The organism is Bradyrhizobium sp. USDA 3364 (assembly GCF_054056355.1).
In genome coordinates this window covers 3,195,459-3,214,928 of record NZ_JBSRYG010000002.1, presented here as the reverse complement: position 1 = coordinate 3,214,928, position 19,470 = coordinate 3,195,459, and the positions used below count along the sequence as shown (strand labels likewise).

At 64.6% G+C, this 19,470-nt stretch carries 18 protein-coding genes; 11 read left to right on the top strand and 7 right to left on the bottom strand.

Features of this window, described 5'->3' with window-relative positions; genetic code table 11:
* Positions 1 to 80 precede the first annotated feature (80 nt).
* Entirely contained in the window at positions 81 to 839 is a 759-nt protein-coding gene (locus ACVILL_RS15025; protein ID WP_456729757.1) for a transporter, read from the top strand.
* A gap of 141 nt (positions 840 to 980) precedes the next feature.
* On the opposite strand, the gene ACVILL_RS15020 is transcribed toward ACVILL_RS15025, so the two are convergent.
* Positions 981 to 2,270 carry an MFS transporter gene (locus ACVILL_RS15020; RefSeq protein ID WP_456729756.1) on the bottom strand — a complete coding sequence of 430 codons (1,290 nt, stop codon included), beginning with the start codon at positions 2,268 to 2,270 and terminating at the stop codon, positions 981 to 983.
* Positions 2,271 to 2,524: 254 nt separating this feature from the next.
* On the opposite strand from ACVILL_RS15020, the gene cyoA reads away from it, so the two are divergent.
* From cyoA to ACVILL_RS14985, 7 genes are read left to right on the top strand one after another with little or no spacing between them, the layout of a single operon-like run.
* Entirely contained in the window at positions 2,525 to 3,691 is a 1,167-nt protein-coding gene (cyoA, locus tag ACVILL_RS15015) for a ubiquinol oxidase subunit II (protein ID WP_456729755.1), read from the top strand.
* A 10-nt stretch (positions 3,692 to 3,701) separates the two neighbouring features.
* Positions 3,702 to 5,705, top strand: coding sequence for a cytochrome o ubiquinol oxidase subunit I (gene cyoB, locus ACVILL_RS15010; protein ID WP_456729754.1), 2,004 nt, complete (start codon positions 3,702 to 3,704; stop codon positions 5,703 to 5,705).
* Positions 5,702 to 6,337 carry a cytochrome o ubiquinol oxidase subunit III gene (gene cyoC, locus ACVILL_RS15005; protein ID WP_456729753.1) on the top strand — a complete coding sequence of 212 codons (636 nt, stop codon included), beginning with the start codon at positions 5,702 to 5,704 and terminating at the stop codon, positions 6,335 to 6,337. Before cyoB ends, cyoC begins: the two co-directional genes overlap by 4 nt.
* Positions 6,334 to 6,726, top strand: a complete 393-nt coding sequence (gene cyoD / locus ACVILL_RS15000; RefSeq protein ID WP_456729752.1) for a cytochrome o ubiquinol oxidase subunit IV — start codon at positions 6,334 to 6,336, stop codon at positions 6,724 to 6,726. Before cyoC ends, cyoD begins: the two co-directional genes overlap by 4 nt.
* 2 nt (positions 6,727 to 6,728) lie before the next feature.
* The gene (locus ACVILL_RS14995; RefSeq protein ID WP_456734266.1) at positions 6,729 to 7,556 is read left to right on the top strand and encodes an SURF1 family protein; all 828 of its coding nucleotides are present in this window, start codon (positions 6,729 to 6,731) and stop codon (positions 7,554 to 7,556) included.
* Entirely contained in the window at positions 7,528 to 8,913 is a 1,386-nt protein-coding gene (locus ACVILL_RS14990; protein ID WP_456729751.1) for an ATP-binding protein, read from the top strand. Before ACVILL_RS14995 ends, ACVILL_RS14990 begins: the two co-directional genes overlap by 29 nt.
* Positions 8,903 to 9,439, top strand: a complete 537-nt coding sequence (locus tag ACVILL_RS14985; RefSeq protein ID WP_456729750.1) for a response regulator transcription factor — start codon at positions 8,903 to 8,905, stop codon at positions 9,437 to 9,439. The genes ACVILL_RS14990 and ACVILL_RS14985 overlap by 11 nt, the downstream gene beginning before the upstream one ends.
* A 71-nt stretch (positions 9,440 to 9,510) precedes the next feature.
* Here ACVILL_RS14985 and ACVILL_RS14980 read toward each other — a convergent pair whose 3' ends face one another.
* Positions 9,511 to 9,978, bottom strand: a complete 468-nt coding sequence (locus ACVILL_RS14980; RefSeq protein ID WP_456729749.1) for a nuclear transport factor 2 family protein — start codon at positions 9,976 to 9,978, stop codon at positions 9,511 to 9,513.
* Positions 9,979 to 10,135: 157 nt separating this feature from the next.
* Between ACVILL_RS14980 and ACVILL_RS14975 the strand changes: the two genes are divergently transcribed.
* Positions 10,136 to 10,282: a hypothetical protein gene (locus ACVILL_RS14975; RefSeq protein ID WP_456729748.1), complete on the top strand. Its 147-nt coding sequence runs from the start codon at positions 10,136 to 10,138 to the stop codon at positions 10,280 to 10,282.
* 90 nt (positions 10,283 to 10,372) lie between these two features.
* Here ACVILL_RS14975 and ACVILL_RS14970 read toward each other — a convergent pair whose 3' ends face one another.
* The 5 genes from ACVILL_RS14970 to ACVILL_RS14950 all read right to left on the bottom strand — a co-directional run bounded on the left by ACVILL_RS14970 (position 10,373) and on the right by ACVILL_RS14950 (position 17,454).
* Complete coding sequence (locus tag ACVILL_RS14970; RefSeq protein WP_456729747.1) at positions 10,373 to 11,161, bottom strand: CarD family transcriptional regulator; 789 nt, start codon at positions 11,159 to 11,161, stop codon at positions 10,373 to 10,375.
* 420 nt (positions 11,162 to 11,581) lie between these two features.
* Entirely contained in the window at positions 11,582 to 11,920 is a 339-nt protein-coding gene (gene fdxA, locus ACVILL_RS14965; protein ID WP_456729746.1) for a ferredoxin FdxA, read from the bottom strand.
* 137 nt (positions 11,921 to 12,057) lie between these two features.
* Positions 12,058 to 12,342 (bottom strand): RNA-binding S4 domain-containing protein, encoded by a 285-nt coding sequence (locus ACVILL_RS14960; protein ID WP_456729745.1) that lies wholly within the window; start codon positions 12,340 to 12,342, stop codon positions 12,058 to 12,060.
* A gap of 336 nt (positions 12,343 to 12,678) precedes the next feature.
* A complete protein-coding gene (locus ACVILL_RS14955; RefSeq protein ID WP_456729744.1) occupies positions 12,679 to 15,939 on the bottom strand; it encodes a helicase-related protein in 3,261 nt (1,086 codons plus the stop codon).
* 684 nt (positions 15,940 to 16,623) lie between these two features.
* Entirely contained in the window at positions 16,624 to 17,454 is an 831-nt protein-coding gene (locus tag ACVILL_RS14950; protein ID WP_456734265.1) for a DUF3108 domain-containing protein, read from the bottom strand.
* Positions 17,455 to 17,865: 411 nt separating this feature from the next.
* Between ACVILL_RS14950 and rpmB the strand changes: the two genes are divergently transcribed.
* Together rpmB and ACVILL_RS14940 are read left to right on the top strand one after the other, a co-directional pair.
* Entirely contained in the window at positions 17,866 to 18,174 is a 309-nt protein-coding gene (gene rpmB / locus ACVILL_RS14945) for a 50S ribosomal protein L28 (protein ID WP_456729743.1), read from the top strand.
* Positions 18,175 to 19,022: 848 nt separating this feature from the next.
* Positions 19,023 to 19,247 carry a hypothetical protein gene (locus ACVILL_RS14940; RefSeq protein ID WP_456729742.1) on the top strand — a complete coding sequence of 75 codons (225 nt, stop codon included), beginning with the start codon at positions 19,023 to 19,025 and terminating at the stop codon, positions 19,245 to 19,247.
* The last annotated feature ends 223 nt before the right edge of the window (positions 19,248 to 19,470 follow it).

Here is a 19,470-nt window from a genome sequence, read left to right as displayed (position 1 = left end):
AGCTGCGCCGCGCTATTGGAGCATCCCCAGTGTTTCAGGATAGGTTCGGCGCCGTCGCTCGACTTGCCGGACGCGCATGCATGCTTGCTGCGCTCACAGCCGCAGCAGCCACCGCCGCGCGCGCGGACGGCTGCCCCAGGCCGAGCGACGAAATCGCGACCGACCGGCCCGACGTCACCAATTCGAGTATCGTCGTGCCGGTCGGGAGCCTGCAAAGCGAGAACGGCGTCAACCTGACCGGCCGCGACGGCGGCCGCAGCATCGACGGCAGCAACAGCCGCTGGCGGCTCGGGATTGCGCCCTGTCTCGAAGTGCTGATCGACCTGCCGAGCTATGTCGGCAATGTGAGATCGCCCGGTGCATCCGGCTTTTCCGACGTCGCACCCGGCATCAAGTGGCAGATCAGCCCGCTGCCGGGAAAGATCGACCTCTCGATCACCGCCGGTGTCGCGCTGCCGACCGGCGCGGCCGCGATCGCCGGGCGCGGCGCGCAGCCCTATATCCAGCTGCCGTGGTCATGGGAGCTGCATGACGGCTGGGGCGTCAGCGGCATGTTCACGGAATTCTTCCATCCGGCCGAGCTGACCGGCCGCCACATGTCGGAAGCAACCTTCGTGATCGAGAAGAAGCTGACCGAGCGGATCAGCGTGTTCACCGAATATGTCGGCGACTATCCCGACGGCGCGCGGCCGACCCGGCTGATCAATTCCGGCGGCATGGTCCAGATAACGCCGAGCCAGCAGATCGACCTTCATGTCGCGTTCGGGCTCAACCGCAACTCGCCGACCTATATCGTCGGCCTCGGCTATTCCTTCCGCGTCGACGGCTTGTTCCGGTGAGGATGTCCACCTCCCCTTGAAAAGGAGAGGTCGCTTTGCTCGCCAGAGCAAAGCGGGTGGACATCTGCTCTCTCGGCTCGCAGCGTCGCCTGCGGCTGACCCTCATCCCGACCTTCCCCCTTTCAGGGGAAGGAGAAGAGATCAGCCCTCGGCTTCGCGCAGGCCGCTCAGCCACAGCGCCAGCAGCGTCCACACCGCACCCGACAGGAGATACGCACCGGCCGAGATCAGGCCGAAATGCGTCGCGAGCAGCAGCGCGGCGAGCGGCGCAAAGCCGGCGCCGAACAGCCAGGCGAAGTCCGAAGTCAGCGCCGATGCCGTGTAGCGATAGTTGCGCGCGAAGTTCGAGGCGATCGCGCCCGACGACTGGCCGAACGACAAGCCGAGCAGCACGAAGCCGAGCACCATGTACACGGTTTCGCCGAGCGCACCGGCATCGAGCAGCTGCGGGGCAAAGCCGCTATAGACCGCGATCGCGACCGCCGAGCCCAAGAGCAGCGGCTTGCGCCCGACGCGGTCGGCGATCATGCCAGAAGCGACGATCGCGACGACGCCGACCATGGCGCCGATCATCTCGATGATCAGGAACCGCACCGGGCTTTCCTTGGTGAACAGGAACACCCAGGACAGCGGAAACACCGTGACCATGTGGAACAGGGCAAAGCTCGCCAGCGGCGCGAAGGCACCGAGCACGATGTTCCGGCCCTCCTGTGCGATGGTCTCTCCGACAGGCGCCGGCTCCAGATCGCGGCTTTCGAACAGCTCGGAATATTCGTCCGTCGCCACCATGCGCAGCCGCGCGAACAGCGCCACCACGTTGATGGCGAAGGCGACGAAGAACGGATAGCGCCAGCCCCAATCGAAGAAATCATCCGCCGACAGGTTGCCGGCGAAGAAGGCGAACAGCGCGCTCGCCACGATCAGCCCGAGCGGCGCGCCGAGCTGCGGCACCATCGCGTACCAGCCGCGGCGATTCGGCGGTGAGTTCATCGCGAGCAGCGAGGCGAGCCCGTCCCACGCACCGCCCCAGGCGATGCCCTGCAGGACGCGCGCGGCGGCCAAGAGCCATATCGCGGCGACGCCGATCGTGTCGTAGCCGGGCAGGAACGCGAGCGCGACCGTTGCGGTGCCAAGCAGGAACAGCGCGATGACGAGCTTGGCACCCTTGCCGTGGCGGCGGTCGACCGCCATGAAGATGACGGTGCCGAGCGGCCGCGCGGCGAACGCCAGCGCGAAGATGCCGAATGAATAAAGGGTGCCGGTCAGTTCGTCGACGAACGGGAACACCAGCTTCGGGAACACGATCACCGAGGCGATCGCGTAGACGAAGAAGTCGAAGAACTCCGACGTGCGCCCAATGATGACGCCGATGGCGATCTCGCCGGGTTTCGCTTGCCCGTGACCTGAAGCGGTCGGGGTGCCGTGAGCCATTGCTGGAGCCTGTGCCATCGCCGGAGAACCGTCCTTTGGAGCATGATCCGGAAAAGCGGAAACCGGTTTTCCGAACATTATGCTCAAGCAAGAGATGAGCCCGCGGGCGCTTTGCCACGCGGTCCACCTCACTTTCTGACCTTCGATCCCGCAGTGCAACATTGGACAAATTGTCCAATGTCAACTTTGTTGCATCGCAGCTACCCCTTGGCGGAACTCATAAAATTCAGCCGAAGATCCCTTGGGGGTGAGCCGTGCGCGCCTTGAAATTATTGGCCTTATTGCCGTTCGCGGCACTCCTTGGCGGGTGCGATTTCGTCGTCCTGGCGCCTGCCGGCGACGTCGCCGCCCAGCAGCGCGACCTCGTCGTCATATCCACCGTCCTGATGCTCATCATCGTGCTCCCGGTGATGGCGCTGACCGTCTTCTTCGCCTGGCGGTACCGCCAGTCCAACACCGCGGCACCCTACGAGCCGGAGTGGGATCACTCGACCCAGCTCGAGCTCGTGATCTGGTCGGCGCCGCTTCTGATCATCATCTGCCTCGGTGCGCTGACCTGGATGGGCACGCACCTGCTCGATCCCTACCGCTCGCTCGGCCGCATCGCCGCCGACAAGCCGATCGAGAGCAAGGACGCTCCGCTCAATGTCGAGGTGGTCGCGCTCGACTGGAAATGGCTGTTCATCTACCCGGATTACGGCGTCGCCGCCGTCAACGAGCTCGCAGCTCCCGTCGACCGCCCGATCCGCTTCCGCATCACGGCCTCCTCCGTGATGAACTCGTTCTACATCCCCGCGCTTGCCGGCCAGATCTACGCCATGCCCGGCATGGAGACCAAGCTGCACGCGGTCACCAACAAGGCAGGCACCTTCCGCGGCTTCTCCGCCAATTACAGCGGCGCCGGCTTCTCCGGCATGCACTTCGAGTTCAAGAGCCTGTCGGCCGCCGATTTCGACAAGTGGATCGCCGGCGCCAAGGCCAGCACCAACATGCTCGGCCGCACCGACTATCTGCAGCTCGAGCGCCCGAGCGAGAACGATCCGGTCCGTCTCTATCGCTCGGTCGATCGCGATCTCTACAAGGCGATCCTCAACATGTGCGTCGAGCCCGGCAAGATGTGCATGAGCGAGATGATGGCGATCGACGCCAAGGGCGGCCTCGGCCACGAAGGCCTCAACAACACGCTGCCGCTGACCTACGACAAATACGCCCGCCGCGGCGCGCCGCTCGGCTCTGAACCGACCTTCGTCGCCGGCATCTGCTCGATGGACGAGATCAAGGACGCGCCGTCGCGCGAGGTCACCGCGCCGCTCGACCTGACGCCGCTGCGCGGCTTCGGCCTGAAGCGCCCGCCGTTCTCGCCCGCCCATCCGTCATCGACATCCTTGCTGCTCGGCCAGCGTCCGAAATCAGAGTCCTGAGGAGGACCGCATGAATCCCGATCTCGTCAAGATGATCTTCGGCCGCCTCAATCTTGATGCGCTGCCGATCCACGAGCCGATCCTGGTCGGCACCTTCGCGGTGGTCGCGACCGGTGGCCTCGCTCTGTTTGCGATCGTCACCTACTTCCGGCTCTGGGGCTATCTGTGGCGCGAGTGGTTCACCACCGTGGACCACAAGCGCATCGGCATCATGTACATGATCCTCGGAATCGTGATGCTGCTGCGCGGCTTCGCGGACGCGCTGATGATGCGCCTGCAGCAAGCGATCGCCTTTGGCGGCTCCGACGGCTACCTGCCGGCCCATCACTACGACCAGGTATTCACCGCGCACGGCGTGATCATGATCTTCTTCGTGGCGATGCCGCTGGTCACCGGCCTGATGAACTACGTGGTGCCGCTGCAGATCGGCGCCCGCGACGTCTCGTTCCCGTTCCTCAACAATTTCTCTTTCTGGATGACGGTCGGCGGCGCCGTGCTGGTGATGCTGTCGCTGTTCGTCGGCGAATTCGCCCGCACCGGCTGGCTCGCCTATCCGCCGCTGTCGAATATCGGCTACAGTCCTGACGTCGGCGTCGACTATTACATATGGGGACTACAGGTCGCAGGTGTCGGCACGACGCTATCGGGCATCAATTTGATCTGCACCATCGTCAAGCTGCGCGCGCCGGGCATGACGATGATGAAGATGCCGGTGTTCACCTGGACCTCGCTCTGCACCAACGTCCTGATCGTCGCCTCCTTCCCGGTGCTGACGGCGGTGCTGGCGCTGCTGTCGCTCGACCGCTACGTCGGCACCAACTTCTTCACGAACGACTTCGGCGGCAACCCGATGATGTACGTGAACCTGATCTGGATCTGGGGCCACCCCGAGGTCTACATCCTGGTGCTGCCGGCGTTCGGCGTCTTCTCCGAGGTGACCGCGACGTTCTCCGGCAAGCGGCTGTTCGGCTACACCTCGATGGTCTACGCCACGGTCGTAATCACCATCCTGTCCTACCTGGTCTGGCTGCACCACTTCTTCACGATGGGCTCCGGCGCCAGCGTGAACTCGTTCTTCGGCATCACCACGATGATCATCTCGATCCCGACGGGCGCGAAGATGTTTAACTGGCTGTTCACGATGTATCGCGGCCGTATCCGCTACGAGCTGCCGATGATGTGGACGATCGCCTTCATGCTGACCTTCGTGATCGGCGGCATGACCGGCGTGCTGCTCGCGGTGCCGCCCGCCGACTTCGTGCTGCACAACAGCCTGTTCCTGATTGCGCATTTCCACAACGTGATCATCGGCGGCGTCGTGTTCGGCGCGTTCGCGGGCATCAACTACTGGTTCCCGAAGGCGTTCGGCTTCAAGCTCGATCCGTTCTGGGGCAAGCTGTCGTTCTGGTTCTGGGTCTCCGGCTTCTACTTCGCCTTCATGCCGCTCTACGTGCTCGGCCTGATGGGCGTGACCCGACGGCTCCGCGTGTTCGACGATCCGTCCTTGCAGATCTGGTTCATCATCGCGGGCTTCGGCGCCTTCCTGATCCTGCTCGGCATCGGCGCGATGCTGGTGCAGTTCGCGGTCAGCATCCTGCGCCGCGAACAGCTGAAGGACACCACCGGCGATCCCTGGAACGCGCGCACGCTGGAATGGGCGACCTCGTCGCCGCCGCCGGACTACAACTTCGCCTTCACGCCGGTTGTCTACGACAACGATGCCTGGTGGGACATGAAGCGCCGCGGCTACAGGCGCCCGCTGACCGGCTTCAAGCCGATCCATATGCCGTCCAACACTGGCACCGGCATCATCCTCGCCGGCTTCGCGACGGCGATGGGATTCGGCCTGATCTGGTACATCTGGTGGCTGGCCGCCGTCAGCTTCGTTGCGCTGCTTGCGGTCGCGATCGGCCACACCTTCAATTATCACCGCGACTTCCACATCCCGGCGGATGAGGTGGTGCGGACCGAAGAGGCGCGGACGCGCGTTCTCGCCGCGGGAGCCCGGACATGAGCGTAGCGACCACCCAAATCTCCGTCCAAGGCTCCGAGCCGATCTTTCACGTCATCGACGAGCACGATCATCCGGAAGGCGCCAGCACCATGCTGGGCTTCTGGATCTACCTGATGAGCGACTGCCTCATCTTCGCGATGCTGTTCGCGACCTATGGCGTGCTCGGCGGAAGCTATGCCGCCGGTCCGGCGCCGAAGGACCTGTTCGACCTCAAGCTGGTCGCGCTCAACACCACGATGCTGCTGCTCTCCTCGATCACGTACGGCTTCGCGATGCTGACGATGGAGAAGTCGAGGATCGGCGCGACGCAGGCCTGGCTCGCGATCACCGGGCTGTTCGGCCTCGCCTTCCTCGGCATCGAGCTCACCGAGTTCGCCCACATGATCCATGAGGGCGCGACGCCGCAGCGCAGCGCCTTCCTGTCGTCCTTCTTCACGCTGGTCGGCACCCACGGCCTGCACGTCACCTTCGGCCTGGTCTGGCTGGTGACGCTGATGGTGCAGACCGCGCGCTTCGGCCTCACCGTAGCCAACCGGCGCCGCCTGATGTGCCTCTCGATGTTCTGGCACTTCCTCGACGTGGTCTGGATCGGCGTCTTCACCTTCGTCTACCTCCTGGGAATGCTGCGATGACAACGGACTCTCATGCCCTGCGCTCCGACGCCGGCGATCACGGCCATCATGACCATGGTGGCGCGGCCCACGGTTCGCTGAAGAGCTATCTGACCGGCTTCGGCCTCTCGGTCATCCTGACCGCCATCCCGTTCTGGCTGGTGATGACCGGGACCATCGCCGACAAGCAGATCACGGCGCTGATCGTGCTGGTGCTCGCCGCCGTGCAGATCGTCGTGCACATGGTGTACTTCCTGCACATGAACACGCGGTCCGAGAACGGCTGGACCATGATGGCGCTGATCTTCACCGTGGTCATGGTGGTGATCGCGCTGACCGGCTCGCTGTGGGTCATGCATCACCTCAACATCAACATGATGCCGATGCACGACATGAGCCAGATGCCGTGACGATGCGGTCTGCCAGACCATCGCTTGTGCTGCTCACGCTCGGCATGCTGGGCGTGGTGCTGCTGAGCGCGCTCGGGATCTGGCAGGTCGAACGCAGGGCCTGGAAGCTGGCGCTGATCGACCGGGTCGATCAGCGCATGCATGCGGCACCGGTCGCGCCACCGCCGCCGTCGTCATGGCCTGATGTCACGGCCGCGAGCGATGAATACCGCCGCGTCACCGTGCGCGGCAGCTTCCTCAATGCCGACGAGACGCTGGTGCAGGCTGTCACGACGGACGGTCCCGGCTTCTGGGTGCTGACCCCGCTGCGGATGGTTGACGGAACCACGGTGCTGGTCAATCGCGGTTTCGTTCCGTCGGACCGGCGCGATCCCGCGACGCGGCGCGACGGCGAGCCGCAGGGGCCGGTCGGCGTCACCGGTCTGTTGCGGATCTCGGAGCCGAAGGGTGGCTTCCTGCGCAGCAACGATCCCGCGGCCGGCCGCTGGTATTCCCGCGATGTCGCCACGATCTCCGCCGTGCACGGATTGTCGCATGTGGCTCCCTTCTTCATCGACGCCGATGCGACGCCAAATCCGGGCGGCTACCCCGTCGGCGGGCTCACGATCGTGCGGTTTCCAAACAACCACCTGATTTACGCGCTGACATGGCTCGCGCTGGCCTTTATGCTGGGGGCCGCGTTCCTGCGCATCTTCAGCGGCAGGAGCCGCGCCGGCGCCGATCCAGGGTGGGACTCACGACGCGCCGCCGTGCGCCGCCTGATCGGCGCAGCCCGCAATCTGTCTCGCGACACAGGCCCAGATGCTCGAGCGCACATCGGATCTGCATGAGGAGAAGACCGCCGCCGGCACGGCCGTGATGCCGTCCGCCGTGAGCGCGGCTGCCGGCATGCCGTTCGATCTCGCAGCGCCCGCCGACGTCGCGACCAACCGCAAGAACATGGCGCTGCTGGTCCAGCTGCGCTGGATCGCCGTGATCGGCCAGATCGCCACCATCGGCTTCGTGCAGTTCTGGATGGGCGTCACGCTGCCGCTATTGGCGATGGCGGCCGTGATCTCGGCGCTGGTGGCGCTCAATCTCGTCAGTCTGCTGTGGCTGCGCTACCGCGCCGACATCAACAACCGTGAGCTCCTGATCGCGCTGGCGCTCGACGTGGCGGCGCTGACCGTCCTGCTCTATCTCAGCGGCGGCGCCACCAATCCCTTCACCTCGCTCTATCTGCTGCAGGTGACGCTCGGCGCGGTGCTGCTCGATGCACCGTCGACCTGGTCGCTGGTGGCGCTGGTGTGCATGAACTTCGCCTGGCTGACCAGCTACTACCGGCCGCTGGAGCTGCCGCAACAGGGCTTTGCCGACGCCTTCAATCTCCATATCGCCGGCACCTTCATCGGCCTCGTGCTCGACGCCGTGCTGCTCGTGGTGTTCATGACGCGGATCAACCGCAATCTGCGCGACCGCGACCTCCGCCTCGCGGCGCTGCGCCAGCACGCCGCCGAGCAGGACCATATCGTCCGGATGGGCCTCTTGGCCTCCGGTGCCGCGCACGAGCTCGGCACGCCGCTCGCCTCGCTCTCGGTCATCCTGGGCGACTGGCGCCGGATGCCCGCGCTCGCCTCCGATCCTGAAATGTCGCAGGACCTCGGCGAGATGGAGATCTCGGTGCAGCGCTGCAAGTCGATCGTCACGGGCATCCTGCTGTCGGCCGGCGAAGCCCGCGGCGAGGGTTCCTCGCCGACCACGGTGGCGGCGTTCCTGACCGCGCTGGTCGAGGAATGGCGGACGACGCGCCCCTCCGCCACACTGTATTTCCGCAACGCCTTCGGCGCTGACCTCGCGATCGTATCCGACATCGCGCTCAAGCAGGCGATCTTCAATGTGCTCGACAACGCCGCCGAGGTCTCGCGCGACTGGATCGAGCTGATGGCCGAGCGCAATGCCGACCGCCTGGTGCTGTCGGTGACCGATCGCGGCCCGGGTTTCTCGCGCGAGATGCTGACGCATGTCGGCAAGCCGTATCAATCGACCAAGGGCAGCTCCGGCAGCGGCCTCGGCCTGTTCCTGGTCGTCAACGTGGTGCGCAAGCTCGGCGGCGTGGTGACGGCGCGCAACCGGCCGGACATCGGCGCCGCTGTCAAGATCGAGCTGCCGCTCTCGACGCTTGCAATCGGAGACCATATTGACGGATGAACGCCAGCTTCTGATCGTCGAGGACGATTCAGGTTTCGCCCGCACGCTGAAGCGCTCGTTCGAGCGCCGCGGCTACGGCGTCGCGGTGTCGGCCTCGCTCGACGAAGTCCGCGAGCTGCTCGAGCAGCAATCGCCCGGCTATGCGGTCGTCGACCTCAAGCTCGCCGGCGGCGCCTCCGGCCTTGCCTGCGTCGAAGCGCTGCATGCGCACGATCCCGAGATGCTGATCGTGGTGCTGACCGGATTTGCCAGCATCGCGACCGCGGTCGAGGCGATCAAGCTCGGCGCTTGCCACTATCTGGCCAAGCCGTCCAACACCGACGACATCGAGGCCGCCTTCCTTAAAGCGCAAGGCAATGCCGCGATCGAGGTCGGCGTGCGGCCGACGTCGATCAAGACGCTGGAATGGGAGCGCATCCACCAGACCCTGATGGAGACCGACTTCAACATCTCCGAAGCCGCCCGCCGCCTCGGCATGCACCGCCGCACCTTGGCGCGCAAGCTGGAGAAGCAGCGGGTGAAGTAGGCAATCGAGGCGGATGACGCCAACGAGGCACGCGAATGCGCGCCTGTTTCAGGGGGCCGTCTCGCACTCCGTCACGACATCGCGGCAACATCCGCCGCAGTGTCGATGTATTCCTGAAAATAGACCGCCTTTCCTTCGCGATACTTGAAAACGTGAGCCCATTCGTTCTTGACGGTCTTGCCCGTTCTCTTTGCCCGCGCCGTGAGCGTACCCAAGACCACGACAGTGTCGCCCTGCTCAATCATCTCACGCGGCGCAAACTCGCTGAATTCGAGGTTCTCGCCGACCTGGACGAAGAAATTTTCAATCTGCTGCTTTCCCTTGAAGGTCCCGGCCCAAGGCAATTTATCCTGAGGACCTGGCGTTATCCACGTGCAGTCGTCATCGATCAGATCCCTCATGAGCGCCGGGATGTCACCACGTTGAAATGCCTCGTAACCCTTCCTGGTTGCCTCAACATTGGATGTCATCGGATTTCTCCTCGCTGCAAATTGATGGGTCACCTTATGTGGATCAAATAGCGGCAGGACGGTCAGCATAGCATGCCGCGCTCCGATTGCCGTCGTCATCCCGTGAGACAACCAGGACGATTCCGTCAGGATTGTTTACGTGGCGTTCGAGCCGTTCGGCGCCGGCTGGTTCGCTTCATCTCGATCAAGAGATCTCACTTCATCCGGGCTACGATTAGAGAGCCGCGTGCGCACGCCGTTGCCGCTCACGCGGCATCCGCTGGTCGAATACAGCCGTGACCGCGCCGACGGATCGATCATGACCCTGCACCGCAATCTGTGGGTCGTGACCTCGGAGAACGGCCGCTGGGGCATCAAGCAGCGCTCATACTGAGGCTGCGGCGCGATGGCATAGCGATGCCCGCCGCAAAACAAAAAGCCCGGTCTTGCGACCGGGCTTCTGTTTTCAATCCGTCGAACCCTTTCAGGCGGCTTCGTCGGCGACGGAGGTATCGTCGCCATCGGAATCGAGATCGTCCCCGTCGGCATCACCCTCGCCTTCACCCTCGGCCTCCGCCTTGGCGCCGCGGCGCGGGCTCTTGGCGAGCTGGCCCTCGATCTCCTTGATTGCCTCGGTCTCGGTCGAATGCTGCACGACCGCGATCTCGCGCGACAGGCGGTCGAGCGCCGCTTCATAGAGCTGGCGTTCGCTGTAGGACTGCTCGGGCTGCGATTCCGAGCGATAGAGATCGCGGACCACCTCGGCGATCGCGACGATGTCGCCCGAGTTGATCTTCGCTTCGTATTCCTGGGCGCGGCGCGACCACATGGTGCGCTTGACACGGGCGCGGCCCTTCAGCGTCTCCAGCGCCTTCTTGACCAGCGCCGGCTCCGACAGCTTGCGCATGCCGACATTGGCGACCTTCGCCGTCGGGACGCGCAGCGTCATCTTGTCCTTCATGAAATTGATCACGAACAGCTCGAGCTTGGCGCCCGCGATCTCCTGCTCCTCGATCGCCAGGATCTGGCCGACGCCGTGAGCGGGATAAACGACGAATTCATTGGCCTTGAAGCCCTGGCGCTGGGTCACGACCTTCTTCTCTTCGGGACGCGACGGAGCGGCCGGCTTGGCGGCAGCCTTCGGAGCACCGGCCGGGGTGGCGGCCTTCGGGGCAGCCGGCTTCGGCGCAGCAGCAGTCTTGGGGGCGACTTTCGCAACAGCGGGCTTCGCCGCTGCCGCTTTCGCGGCAGTCTTGGCAGTCTTTTCTGGCATCACGCTTCTTTTGTTCTTTGAGGACTTTGCAGCCGCCGCCTTCTTCGCACCCTTCACGGACGCCTTGGCACGGCCCTTGGTTGCGCTGCGAGCAATGACAGCGGCTTTTTTCGTCGTCTTTGAAGCACTCTTTTTACGCGTTTTCTGTGACACAGCCTGCGCGCGGAAACTGCCACGCCCCTGTTCGATGTTGCGGGAACCTCGAAGCCACAAGGTACGCATGGCAGGGGGTTCTTGGCCTGTAATGTGTCAGATATAGCACATTTTCCGCAAAAATCAATGGTTTACGCCCGATTCCGGGCATAACAGGGGCCGCTCAGGTCATATGTCCGTCATTAGGGTTAAATCGGCGGCCCGACGGTGGGCCGCGGCAGGCCGGAGCCCGCCCTTATCGGGGTAATCCCGACGGGATTTGACGAATCAGTCGCCGCTGCCCGGATTCGGAGAAAAATATTTCTCGAACTTGCCTTCCTTGCCTTCCCACTCCTTGGCGTCTTCGGGCGAGTCCTTCTTCTGGGTGATGTTCGGCCAGCTCTTGGCGAAGTCGCGGTTGACCTCGAGCCACTTCTCCAGGCCCGGCTCGGTGTCCGGCTTGATGGCGTCCGCCGGGCATTCCGGCTCGCACACGCCGCAATCGATGCATTCGTCAGGATGGATGACCAGCATGTTCTCGCCCTCGTAGAAACAATCGACGGGGCAGACCTCGACGCAGTCGGTATATTTGCACTTGATGCAGGCTTCAGTGACGACGTAGGTCATCCAAAACTCCGAAACGTTCAACTTTTCTGGGGTTGCCTAGCGCAGGAATACCGCAGCCGCAAGGGAAGCGCCCCCGGAAAAACGTCAGTATTCTCACGCGTCTGCCAACCCGAATTGGGGTAGCAAGGGCTAGATAGCTACTCCTTGCCGGCTTGCAAATTGCCGGCCTGCAAATCCTCGTACAGCACGCGGGCCGAGGCGGCATCGCCGCGCCGCTCGGCAAAGCCGATCACCTTCAGCACGCGCACGCTGTTGTCGAGCGCAATCGTGACGACGTCGCCGACCTTCACCCCATGCCCCGGCGATTTCTCGCGCGTGCCGTTGAGGCGGACATGACCGGACTCGACGAGTTCAGCCGCGCTGGTGCGGGCCTTCACTACCCGCGCGTGCCACAGCCATTTGTCGAGGCGCTGTCTGTCCAAGCTTCAGACCAAGGGTTGCACTATTCCTTCCGGCCGGCGAGCTGCTCTTTCAGTGCAGCGAGCTTGGCGAATGGCGAGTTCGGATCGATCGGACGGTCGCGTTCGCGCGGCGCGCTCGAGGCGTAGGGCCGATGCGACGGGCCGCTCTCGCGCTTGTCGCGGCCGCCCTTGCCGAAGTCGCGGCCACCGCGGTCGCGATCACCGCGCTCGCCCTTGCGATCGCCGCCGCCGAACTTGTTGTCGCGGCGACGCTCGTTGTTGTCGCGATCGCGGCCCTTACCCTCGAAGCGCTGGCCCTCGAAGCGCTCGCGGCGCTGGCCGCGGTCTTCGCGATTGTCACGCGCCTGCGCGCCATCGGCGGGCGCCGCAGACGGATCGGCCGGGGCGCCTGGACGCGGTGGCGCACGGAAATCCTGATGACGGCGCGGACGGCGATGATGTTCGCGCTTCTCGCCCTCGCCGCCGCCCTCGCTGGCCTGCGCGCCCTCGGCGGGCTTGCCCTGATGGCGGCCGCGATTGCGATCGTGGCCGCGATGATGCGGACGGCGCTCGTCGGAACGGCCACCGGGCCGCCAGACTTCGACCAGCTGCGGCTCGGCCGGCGCCTCCGCGGCGGCGGGGGGCCGCCTCGGCGGTTGCGGCCTCAGCACTCGCAGTCTCCGCGGGCGCCTCAGCGGCAGCCTCAGACGGCGTCTCCGGAGCGGCGACGTTGGCCGCCGTCTCCGCAACGGCTTCCACGGCAGGCACAGGCGCTGCGTTGGCTTCAGCCACGGGCGCTTGGGCCGCAGCGACAGGCTCTGCAACAACTTCAGCAGCGGGCGCCTCGACCGGTGCGGCACGCTCCGCCGCAGCATCCTGATGGGTCTCGATGACGACGGGCGTCGCTTCGCTCGCAACGACCTCGGTAAAGCCGACATCGGGCAGCAGCGCCGCCGACGGCACCGGATCTCCGGAAACGACCTGATCCGTGGCGGCCTCTCGATCTGTTGCAGCCTTGGGCGCATCGGCCGTGACCTCGGCGGCGGCATCGACCGGCGCATCTGCGGCGGCCTCGGAGGTCGCCTCGACCGACGGCGTCTCGGCGGCCACCGTCTCGGTGGTCTCAGCCGGCGCGGCCTCGACGGGCTTCGGCGGCAGCGGCGGACGGCGGTCCATGCGATAGCCGAGCGCGCGCAGGATCGAGGCAAAGTCCTCGCCCGCGGAGCCGGTCAGCGAGGTCATCGCCTGGGTCACGACAAAGCCCCGGCCATCGAACGCGCCGGCGGGCTTCTCGCCGGGCGACGTCTCGCGCCAGGCCAGGGCCGGACGGATCAGATCGGCAAGCCGCTCCAGGATGTCGACGCGCACCGCGCGCTCGCCGCACTGGCGATAGCCGAGCACGCGATAGGCATCGCGCGCGAGCTGCTTGTCGACCGGGAACGAGGTGCGGCCGCTGGAGGCGAGATGCTGCACGTTCGACAGCGCGGCCATGTCGACATTGCTCTGCTTCTCGGCCCACAGCAGCGAGGCCAGCGAGCGCGCCGCAGGCTTCAGGAGCTGCGGGAAATAGATGTGGTAGGCGCCGAACCGCACGCCGTATTTGCGCAGCGCCGCGCGCGACGGCTGGTCGAGATCCTTCATCTCGGCCGCGATCTTGGTGCGCTCGAGCACGCCGAGCGCCTCGACCAGCTGGAACGCGATGCCGCGGGCGATGCCCTGCAGATCCTCGGCCTTGGACAGCTCGAACAGCGGCCCGAGCAGCTTTTCGATATGCGTCTTGAGCCAAAGATCGAGCCTTGTCTGCACGGCCTCGCGCGAGGCGCCGGTCAGCCGCTCGTCGGAAATGATGCGCAGCCGCGGATGCAGCGCGTCGTCGGCGGCTACCAGCTTGGCGACCGCGTCTCCAGTCCAGCGGATGGTGCCGTCGGAGGTCAGCACGAACTGCTCGTCGGGGGCGGCTCCCAGTTTCTCGGCGCGCGCATCGATCTCGCGCGCCAGCACCTGCTGGGCGGCGGCTTGCAGCGCCTTGGCGTCACTGCCGGCCTCGGCCGCATCAGGTGCGAAGGTGAAACCATCGAGCCGGCCGATCACATGGCCTTCCACGATCACTTCACCGGTCTTGCCAATTTCCGTATTCAAAACTGAGTTCTCCCGCAGGCGGCGCATCAATACACTGGTCCGCCTGTCAACGAAACGCTCCGTGAGCCGTTCATGCAGCGCATCGGATAATTTATTTTCGAGGTCGCGCGTGATCCCCTGCCAGTGGTCCGGGTCGTAGAGCCAGTCCGGCCGGTTGGCAACGAAGGTCCAGGTCCGGATCTGCGCGATCCGGCCCGATAGCGTGTCGATATCGCCGTCGGTCCGGTTGGCCTGGTCGACCTGGGCGGCAAACCATGCGTCAGGGATACGCCCCTTTTGCATCAGGAAGCCATACAGCGTGGTCACGAGTTCGGCATGGGCGGCCGGCGACAGTTTCCGGTAGTCCGGAACCTGGCAGGCCTCCCACAGCCGCTCCACGGCCTTGGCCCCATGCGCCATTTCGCGCACCTCGGCGTCGCGCGCGACATGGTCGAGCACGCGCAGATCCTCGGCCACCGGGGCCCGCGTCAGTGCCTCATGATTGGGCGACAGCGCCAGCGACACCTGCAACGCGCCGAGCGAGGAGAAATCCAGCTTTGCGTTCCGCCATTGCAGCATTTTCACGCTGTCGAAGGTGTGGTTCTGCAGCGCGTTGACGAGCTCCGGCTCGAACGGCGCGCAGCGGCCTGTGGTGCCGAAGGTGCCGTTGCGCGTGGCGCGGCCGGCGCGGCCCGCGATCTGGGCGAATTCGGCCGGCGTCAGGCGGCGGAACTGATAGCCGTCATACTTGCGGTCGGACGCGAAGGCGACGTGATCGACGTCGAGATTGAGCCCCATGCCGACCGCATCGGTGGCGACGAGATAATCGACGTCGCCGTTCTGGAACATCGCAACCTGCGCATTGCGCGTGCGTGGCGAGAGCGAGCCCAGCACGACCGCGGCGCCACCATGCTGGCGGCGGATCAATTCGGCGATCGCGTAGACTTCGTCGGCCGAGAACGCGACGATCGCGGTGCGCCGCGGCTGCCGCGTGATCTTGCGGTCGCCGGCGAATTCGAGCTGCGACAGCCTGGGCCGCGTGATGATGGACGCTCCCGGCAGCAGCCGCTCGATAATGGGGCGCATCGTCGCGGCGCCCAGCAGCAGCGTCTCGTCGCGGCCGCGGCGATTGAGGATGCGATCGGTGAAGACATGGCCGCGCTCGAGATCGGCCGCGATCTGGACCTCGTCGACCGCGAGAAAGGACACATCGAGGTCGCGCGGCATCGCCTCCACGGTCGAGACCCAGAAGCGCGGCGCCTTCGGCTTGATCTTCTCTTCGCCGGTGACCAGCGCGACGTTGTCGACACCCGCGCGGTCGACGATCTTGTTGTAGACCTCGCGTGCGAGCAGCCGCAGCGGCAGCCCGATCAGGCCGGACGAATGCGCCAGCATCCGCTCGATCGCGAGATGCGTCTTGCCGGTGTTGGTCGGCCCCAGCACCGCAGTGACGCCTGCACCGGGCACGCGGTCATTTCCGAACGAAGTTGAGAAAGCCATATTTTGCAGGTGTTTCTTGAATTGTTGGCGGAATGCTCAATCCGTTATCCCTAGTACAACGGCCGCTTAGCCGTTGTACTGGAGGAGCGCGTCAGCGCGTCTCGAAGGATGCACGGCCGAGATATTTCCACACGTGGCGATCCGCTAGCCGGGACAGGTGGGCCACCGCCCTTCGAGACGGCCGCTCCGCGGCCTCCTCAGGGTGACGGTGAGAGTTGGGAGCCGTGAGCTTCACTCCTTCACGCATCTTTTCGCAAAATCTGTCTCACAATGCGACGCTTTCCGCGCCCGGTTTAAGCTCTGGAACGAGTTGAGAACGAATCGCGGCCGAATCGCTGACTCCGTTCCAGGCCTGAAACGTTCACCGCAACATCTCGGCGGAGTCCAAGGCGGCGGCACTAGATCAAGTTTGAGAGGGCTCTACAAGCACAGGATATGCGGACTGAATTCCTTAAGTTCCAGGGGCAGGCGAGTCGAATCAGAAGCGGGCAAGAGTCAACTGGATTCCGGTGACGTTTGTTGCATTCGCGGATCGCCGCGCCCCCTGCCTAACCCGTCACCTTGAGGTGCGAGCGGAGCGAGCCTCGAAGGATGCACGGCCCCGCTGGTGGCGTCGCCCTTCGCGACGGCCGCTGCGCGGCCTCCTCAGGGTGACGGTCTGGCAGCCCGCCGCGAACGAAATCCCTACTGCGTCTTCGCCACGCGCGGAGGTGCCGCCGTCGTCACGAACGAGGTGGCTTCCAGCATGGCCTGGCCGAGCGGGGTCGGGATCGTCATGCGGAACGGCACCAGCAGGCGGGTACCCGCGATCGGCACGAAGGCGATCTCGATGTTGCGCTGGGCAGCGAGATATTTGATCACCGGGCGATCCGGGATGTAGCCCGAGATCGGCACGAAATAGAGCGCGCAGACCAGCGCCGGGCCGTGGTAGCCGCGCTCGGCCTTGACGATCTCGACCCGCTTGAAGTCGAGCTTGAGGTCGTAGCGCATGCGGCCGTCGAACACGCCGGCGCCGGTGCGGCAGACATCCGGGCTCATCAATTCGGCATTGCCGGGCACGCGCAGGAACGAGCCGGTCATCGGATCGAACACGTTCTTCTTCTGCGCCTCCGACACCGGCAGGCGGTCGGCATCGACCGGCGGCTCCGGCTCGATCGAGGATTCCTTGATGCCGCCATTGGCGAGCACCATCCGGATCGTCTCCGACTTCTTCGCGGTGGCGGTGGTCGCGGTGTAGGAACTGGCGACCGGCGATCCGTTGACGACGCGGCCCTGCGAGGCGCCCGAGCCGCTGCCGCCGGAAAACGCCTTCAACAGGCCCGCGGTGCCGCCCTGGGCCGAGGCCGAGAAGGTGTCGTCGCCGATCTCGATGGTCCAGGTGCCCTTGCCGACCGGGATACCGGCGAGCGTCGCCTCATACTGGGCGTCGAGCCTGCCTTGCGCGCTCGCACGCTCGGCGCACAACAGCAACAAAGCGCCCGCGCACAGACCGATGAGCCGGCCGAGCGGGGGCAAAAGGGCAACTGCGGTGGTCACTTACGTACCTGACGGTCCTGCTATCGGCGCTCTGTTCGTCGTCCAACTCGTTGTTTGAACATGATCTTTTCGGAAAACCGCTAGGCACTTTTCCGGATCATGCTCATCGCATTCAATTCGGCCGGACGAGGCGCGCATCTCTATGGAACCAAGGTTTGCAGCCGAATACGCCCTTTATATGGTTGCCGTATCCGTGGTTAAGTGGCTGGAAAGACCTTATAAACCGGCATTCTCCGGTACCGCCATGCGCCGATATAATCTTGACGCTCGGGCGATCTGCCCCTATACACCCGCGGTTCCTGGAAAATGGACGCGAATTCAAAACCCCCGCGCGGGCCGTGCGACTGCACGCCTAGCAGAGAGGCGGGGATGCAATAAGGATTTTGTAAGATGTCCCGGCGCTGTGAACTGACGGCCAAGGGCCCCCAGACGGGCCACAAGGTGAGCCACTCGAACATCAAGACCAAGCGGCGCTTCCTGCCGAACCTGGCCAACGTGACCTTCATCTCCGACGCGCTCGGCCGCAACGTGCGCCTGCGCGTCTCGACCAACGCGCTGAAGAGCGTCGACCACAATGGCGGCCTCGACGCCTACCTGCTCAAGGCCAAGGCCGACGTGCTCTCGCCCCGCGCCCGCGACCTGAAGCGCGCGATCGAGAAGAAGGTCGGCAAGCCGGCGCCGGTGAAGCAGGCGAGCTGAGCGAAACGCGAGAGCGGAATTCGCGGGAAGAGTTTTGAACGGCCGGGTCGATGACCCGGCCGTTTTTTTGTTTTTGCAGGCAGAGCAACGGCGCGACATGCAGCCCGCCTGTACGAGTGCGAATGAAGGAAACAGCAACCGAGAATGTTGGACATGACAGTGTCGAGCAAGAGCAACCGGTAAGCAGTCCCGAGAACCTCCGAACTTGACTCAGCAAGCTGCCGCAAACCTCGGGCCGATCACGCCGCGAGAATGAGCCGCGCTGTTTGACATCACGACGCGCGTGGCGTGGTGGCGAAGTGAATTCTTCCTTACGCGATTGCGGGCGAAGTAAAATCATCCATCGTGATGTGCGAGCAGAGATGATTTGTGCCGCCCGCCTTCGCTGAGATCGCTGAAGCTACGGCGTGACAACTCGGAGCAACATGTCCGCCGCCATCTGCTGCCAATGACAGCGATGTCATCTCTCACCTCGTCGTGCGAATCCAATCGAGATGCATCGTGCGTGCGTGAAAAAACCTTTAACGCACGCGCCTCGACCAGCAAAGAAACCCTATAAATAAAGGCAAAAGCGGCTTGTCGCGCGTCCGTTAATCACAAACTCATTCGCATCATCACGAGCGCATGAGGCGCATGCAAAACGCCACGATCTCTTCCGACTCATGGTGTGCAAACAAGCCGTCCGACACGATTGCGATTCGACGCGGCGGCCGCTGCATCGTCTCGAAAACCGTGAGGGACATCACGGCCGGTACAACTGATTGTGAGGCATGTGCGCCGCACTCTTGGGAAGAAGCCTGGCCGTTCATATGTCACGTCAAAAGAACGACCCGATAAGGAATTAATCAATGCAAGTTCGCGCAGCCGATACGCGCGGAAGACTGGTGCCTGCGATCGCAACCGCCGCCGTGGCGGTGCTGGCGACCGCCGCCCTCGTCATCCTCGAATTCAACCCGCCCCGCAATGTGCTGAAGGGCGAGCCCGGCATGATCACCGAGGCCGCCGCCAACCGCGCCGGCGCCACCGTGCTGCCGACCGATCCGGTCACCACCGGCAGCGTGCGGTATCGCTGATATCTCCAACATAGTCGTCCCGGCGAAAGCCGGGACCCATTACCCCGGCTGTTCATTGGTTAGAACGCTGAGGCAACATTCCATCTAACGGCACATTTTAGTGGTTATGGGTCCCGGCCTTCGCCGGGACGACGGTAACAATTACACCTCGCCGCATTTTCGCATCCCTGCCCCGGCGTCTCGCCACAAGCCTGCCTCCCCCGACCTGCGTAAGCTCGCCCTC

Coding starts and splice junctions, on each gene's coding strand:
- ACVILL_RS14995 (WP_456734266.1), top strand. CDS start 6,729: ATGCGGTCTGCCAGACCATCGCTTGTGCTGCTCACGCTCGGCATGCTG.
- ACVILL_RS14970 (WP_456729747.1), bottom strand. CDS start 11,161: ATGCCAGAAAAGACTGCCAAGACTGCCGCGAAAGCGGCAGCGGCGAAG.
- ACVILL_RS15020 (WP_456729756.1), bottom strand. CDS start 2,270: ATGGCTCACGGCACCCCGACCGCTTCAGGTCACGGGCAAGCGAAACCC.
- ACVILL_RS14955 (WP_456729744.1), bottom strand. CDS start 15,939: ATGGCTTTCTCAACTTCGTTCGGAAATGACCGCGTGCCCGGTGCAGGC.
- cyoB (WP_456729754.1), top strand. CDS start 3,702: ATGAATCCCGATCTCGTCAAGATGATCTTCGGCCGCCTCAATCTTGAT.
- fdxA (WP_456729746.1), bottom strand. CDS start 11,920: ATGACCTACGTCGTCACTGAAGCCTGCATCAAGTGCAAATATACCGAC.
- cyoC (WP_456729753.1), top strand. CDS start 5,702: ATGAGCGTAGCGACCACCCAAATCTCCGTCCAAGGCTCCGAGCCGATC.
- ACVILL_RS15025 (WP_456729757.1), top strand. CDS start 81: ATGCTTGCTGCGCTCACAGCCGCAGCAGCCACCGCCGCGCGCGCGGAC.
- ACVILL_RS14990 (WP_456729751.1), top strand. CDS start 7,528: ATGCTCGAGCGCACATCGGATCTGCATGAGGAGAAGACCGCCGCCGGC.
- ACVILL_RS14940 (WP_456729742.1), top strand. CDS start 19,023: ATGCAAGTTCGCGCAGCCGATACGCGCGGAAGACTGGTGCCTGCGATC.
- rpmB (WP_456729743.1), top strand. CDS start 17,866: ATGTCCCGGCGCTGTGAACTGACGGCCAAGGGCCCCCAGACGGGCCAC.
- ACVILL_RS14980 (WP_456729749.1), bottom strand. CDS start 9,978: ATGCTGACCGTCCTGCCGCTATTTGATCCACATAAGGTGACCCATCAA.
- cyoD (WP_456729752.1), top strand. CDS start 6,334: ATGACAACGGACTCTCATGCCCTGCGCTCCGACGCCGGCGATCACGGC.